The organism is Maritimimonas rapanae (genome assembly GCF_057837205.1).
The window spans coordinates 1-5,911 of record NZ_JBYQFI010000003.1; the positions used below are offsets into that span (position 1 = coordinate 1).

At 37.3% G+C, this 5,911-nt stretch carries 2 protein-coding genes; both read right to left on the reverse strand.

The features are described from left to right. Positions 1-786 (reverse strand): PorP/SprF family type IX secretion system membrane protein (locus tag AC3IF2_RS13195; protein WP_489168022.1); only part of this gene is annotated, 786 nt, incomplete at its 3' end. Positions 787-823: 37 nt separating this feature from the next. Further along, positions 824-5,911 (reverse strand): T9SS type B sorting domain-containing protein (locus AC3IF2_RS13200; RefSeq protein WP_489168023.1); only part of this gene is annotated, 5,088 nt, incomplete at its 5' end.

A 5,911-nucleotide genomic window follows, 5' to 3' on the forward strand; every position in this document is an offset into this window, starting at 1 on the left:
CGAATCATCTAACCTATAGTTTGCACCAACCTCAAATCGTTCATTAAACAAAAAGTTTGTTGACACATCTACAGATAATGGTGAACCTTGTACGCCTTTTAACATTACCGATGGCTTGAACTTTAATGTCTCTGATAACTCAAAAACATAACCACTCGTTAAAAAATAATGGGTCTCTTCTGATGCTCTTGTAATTGTATTGTTCTCCTTCTCAAAATGTAAGGTCTCTAAAAAGTTTGGCGCCGATAAGCCTATATAGAATCGTTCATTATAATAGTAAATACCTGCTCCAAAGTTTGGAAACGTCTTATTAATATCCTCATCAAAGAATCGATCCGCTCCTCTTGGAGTTTGTGGTAAAATAATATTGGCAAAGTTGGTATTAAATAAACTCACACCTCCTTTTAATCCAAAAGCCAATCTACCCTCTTCTGATGTTGATACTGTATACGAAATATCTGCATAGATATTCTGCTCTTTTACAGGACCTAACTCATCTGCTATTGCCGAAAAGCCCGCACCTAAATTCTTACCAATTGGCGCATGGATTGCTGCTGTAACCGTTTTTGGAGCTCCGTCGATACCAACCCATTGGGTTCTGCCTAAAACACCTATACTCAACGTACCACGACTACCAGCATAAGCCGGATTAACAATATTCATATTGAACATATATTGGGTATACTGAGGATCTTGCTGAGCCTCTACATCAAACGATGTGAAACCCAGTAGAAAAACTACCAGTACTATGGCTAACCCCTTTATTATATCTCTTGTAATTCTCATCGTAATGCTTTTATATAATCTATTAACCATCATACCTCTAATAATTTACATAAACCCAACCCTTGTCTGGACCTCGGCCTCCTTCATTATACTCAATGACGTAGAAATATGTTCCAACAGGAACTTTTTGTCCTTTCTTAATGGTTCTAGATCCTGTTGAGAATCCATCCCACCATTGAATGTTAGCTCGTGCCCTACCATTGTTACTGTAATCATACACTATATTACCCCATCGGTCGTAAATTTCTATAATGAAATTGCTAAATCTTGATAGTGCAGGTATTACAAATAGATCATTATCTCCATCTCCGTTAGGTGAAAAACCATTAGGAACTATAGTACAAGATGTAGCATCTAAATAGTCTGGGAACGGATCATTATCTGAAGGATCAGTACTGTCACAATTGTCATCTGACCAATCTCCGTTTCCATTAGTGTCTTCTTCAGAAGTTGGGATACCGTCTCCATCATCGTCTGTATCTCTATAATCAACTTCTGCATCTCCTTGAACTAAATCTTGGTAATTAATATCACCAGCTAAATCTAAATCTCTATTTGGAAGATCTGTAGCGGGGTCATTTACAACTGAAAGCCCGTTAGGATCTCCATAATCGCCAATCGAACCATCGTAAGCATCATCTAAACCATCATTATCAGAATCACCTATCGGTTGATTGTCTGGAACACCATCGGCGTCATAATCATGTCCTTCTATACTATCTAACACTCCATCTCCATCAGCGTCAGTATCTAAATAATCAGGGTTAGATGTACCGTCTGTATTTACATCGTCAGCTTGAATACCATTTGTCGATGAATAATTACTCTGATTTGTATTACTAAAATTATCATAGGTATTATCCAATCCATCGTTATCGTCATCTAGTCCAGATGGAAGTTCGTAATCTGCTGTTGTTTGTCCTTCTACATTATCTGGAATGCCATCATCATCTGAATCTAAATCTAAATGATTTGGTCGTCCGTCAGCATCTTCATCAGTACTGAAATCGCCTTCCATAATAGTCATGATTCCATCTCCATCATCATCAATATCTAAATAATCTGCTCTACCATCTCCATCTGTATCTCCATTACCTTCTTCACCAGTAGAAATACCATCATTATCATCGTCATCATCTAAATAATCTGGAATACCATCTCCATCAGTATCTACTGCATCGGCTGGGTTTCCGTCGCCATTTGGATCTGGATTCTCATCAGCTGTAGGAATTCCATCACCATCGTCATCAGCATCTAAATAATCTGGTGTTGTATCGCCTGTACTTGCGTCAGTATTTTGTGAATCTGAGAAATCTCCATCTCCATTTGGATCTGGCTCTTCATAACGTGTATGAACACCATCACCATCATCATCTAAATCTCTGTAATTTACATCTTCTGTACCGTCAGTATCAGGTAGGTCTGTTGCAGGATTGGTTGTTACAATTAAACCATTAGGGTCAGCATAATCTCCAACAGAACCATCATAAGCATCATCTAAACCATCATTATCGGTATCACCAATTGGTGTATTATCTGGTAATCCATTTTGATCAATGTCATGACCTTCAATGCTATCTGGAACAGTATCTCCGTCACTATCTGAGTCTAAATAATCAGGAGTTGCGTCACCAAAAGGTGAGCCTCCATCTGTATTTACAGGGGCAATTCCATTAGAATTTGGGAAACCACTAGTATCATTATCGTATGCATCATCCAGACCATCGTTATCTATATCTGAACCACTAGGTTCAGTATAACCAATTGTTAATTGCGCTTCTACATTATCTGAAATACCATCGTCATCTGAATCTAAATCAAGATAATTTGCTCTACCATCTCCATCTGGGTTACTAGTACCTTCAGAGCTTGTTAAAATACCATCTCCATCATCATCTATATCTAAGTAGTTAGGTTGACCATCTCCGTCAGTATTTACAGCATCACTAGGATTACCATCTCCATTAGGATCAGCATTTTCATTAGCAGTTGGTATACCATCATTATCATCATCGGTGTCTAAGAAATTGTCGTTACCATCATTATCAGAATCTGTAATCGTGTAGTTAATTGTTGGATCTACTTCTGGAGTTGTTTCTACACCGTCAAATAATCCATTAGCTCCAGAGCCTGTATCTGCTCCGTCTATAAAACCATCACCATCCGTATCAAGAAAAGGATGACCTGCTTCGTTTACATCATAAACACCGTCATTATCACTATCAATATCTAAATGATTTGGTGTATTATCCCCATCGAAATCATAAGCTGGCTCCACAATTCCGTTAGCATCACCAACAGCTGGATTGCCTGGCTGATCATCTAAATAATTAGGAACACCATCGGAATCATCATCTGCTAAAGGATCTAAGCCATTTAATTCAATAGAATCAGGAATCCCGTCATTATCATCATCTAAATCGGCCATATCACCAACACCATCACCATCGAAATCACTATCTACAGTTAATATGGCTGGTGCAGATGTTTCTGTACCACTACATACTAACGCTGGAGACGATAAGGTAACTCTATATTGGTAACCATTATACGAACCTGGCACTCCTGTTAATGTAAGAGCATTTGTTGTAGTCCCACTGTATACTGGATTAATACCTCCATTATTAACTGTACTCCAATTAGTACCTCCATCGGTACTTTCTTCCCAAAGGAATGTTACTGTTTGATTATCAGTATTAAATGTAACATTTGCATTTATTATGATGGTTTGACTTAGTGGATCCGTAACTATCGGTTGTACAAATACACCTGGTTCTTGGAAATCGAAAATACCATTACCAGTTCCATCACCATTGTTATTATCGATAGGCGTTGTATAACCAAGGGTTAATCCTGAAGCTGCTAAATCCACTACTCCATTAGCATCAACTATCAAACTAATATCAGCACCTAACCTACCGTTAGGTTCGGTGTCTTCAGATCCAAACCCTGCTTCATTGACATCAAAACATCCGTCGTTGTCAGCGTCTAATTCGTAAGCATCAAAATTACCATCAGCATCAGAATCGGCTGTTGGTTGATTGAGAGTAGCTGTTGGTGTATCATCTGTCTCAATTAAATTAAATAATCCATTACTACCTGAATTAGTATCGGCACCATCAATTATTCCATCAGAAACATTATCTAATACATCTATTCCATTTAATTGTCCCGATTCAACAAGGTCATAAATACCATCGTTATCTGAATCTAGATCAAATCTATTAGGTATCCCGTCACCGTCTGTATCTAAGACATCTCCTCCTTCATCTACATCTGGAATACCATCATTATCATCATCTAAATCTATTGGGTCATCGATACCATCATTATCATTATCAATATCTAGAGCTTCTCTCCAATCACGATCAGTATCAAGTGGAGTTGGGTCTAAATTTGGAAAGTCTGTTGGTAAAGTTCCTCCATTAGTTGGGTCTAAAAGAGTATCATCTACATCGAAACCATTATCCAGTCCGTCATTATCATCATCTCCACCTGTAGGTGCAGATTCACCAGGAGGAGTTATAACTCCGTCATTATTAGTGTCCCAACCTTCAAGAATATCTAAATCGCCATCATCATCTGTATCAGTATCTAAATAATCTGGTATAGCATCAGTTCCATCAGTATTAACTGGAATTACAGGAACCAATACTCCGCCGCCACCTATTCCAATAATCAATTCATTATCAGCATCATAGTTGTTATCAAGACCATCTCCATCAGTGTCGTTACCAGATGGAGCATTATATCCTACTGTAGTTTGTCCTTCTATATTGTCAACGATACCGTCTCCATCAGAATCTATATCTATATAGTCTGCAACTGAATCTCCATCACTATTAGGAATAGGCAATGGGCTTGCTTCGACACCATCTTCTAAACCATTGTTATTCCCATCGGTCATTGAGGTTGGATCTCCAGGTGTTGGATAATCAACATGTGCATCACCATCGATATCTACACCTCCAGCTTCAATTATATCTGAAATACCATCATTATCACTATCTAAGTCAATATAGTCAGCATAGGTATCACCATCTGTATTAATATTCCCTTCTGTTGCGTCAAGAATACCATCGTTATCACTATCTAAATCTAAATAATTTGGCACTCCGTCACTGTCGTTATCATCATTCAAAGGATTACCATCTGCATTTGAATCTTCATCTATTGTATTAATTCCGTCTTCATCATCATCAATATCTAAAAAATTAAAAGCTGTATCTGCATCAGAATCTAGTAAAGTATAGTTAATTGTTGCAGAAAGAGTATCATCACTTTCTAAACTATTAAATAAACCATTGAATCCAAAATCAGCAGGTACTCCATCTATAATACCATCATTGTCTGAATCAATAGCTGAATGTCCAGCTTCAACTACATCAAATACTCCGTCATTATCGCTGTCTAAATCTCTAAAGTTTGGTATTGTATCACCATCAAAATCATTAGTTAATTCAATACTATCCAATATACCATCATTATCTGAATCTATATCTAAATAATCATCAACACCATCCCCATCAGTATCAACAGGAATACAAGCAGAAATTATATAATATTCTGGACTCCCAGTACCTTGAGAGAAACCGCCTGAAGTATTAGCGTCATACTCAATTTCAATTCTACTTATTTCAAAAGGAAATGTTAATTCAATATAATTTTCCAAAGCGCCTTCAGAAGCAGAGTTCAAAACATCAATATCTAAACCATAAGTTCCAGTAGCAACAGTTGTATGGGCAGCTCCAGTTGAAACATCTGCTGTAATAAAACCAGTTAAATCAGAAACTCTGTTTCCAAAACCATCATATACATTTAAATGAATAAATTCTCGGGTATCTAAATCAGTTATTTGGTATACTAGATTCATTACATTTGGTGTAAAATCATAGGTCATCATGTTACCAGCACTAGGCTCTATTCCTATAATACCTGTGGGGCTCGTAAAAAGACCAGCTGTTGCAGTACCACTCTCTGTATAAGTAATATCAAAATCTGTATAATTTACCGTAACAGTGGGATTAGGGTCTTGAGCATCTATCTGTGAAATAGAACAATTCAACTCATCAACATCCAAAATAGTATCATTATCGTCGTCAGTATCAAGTGCAATAGGAATTCC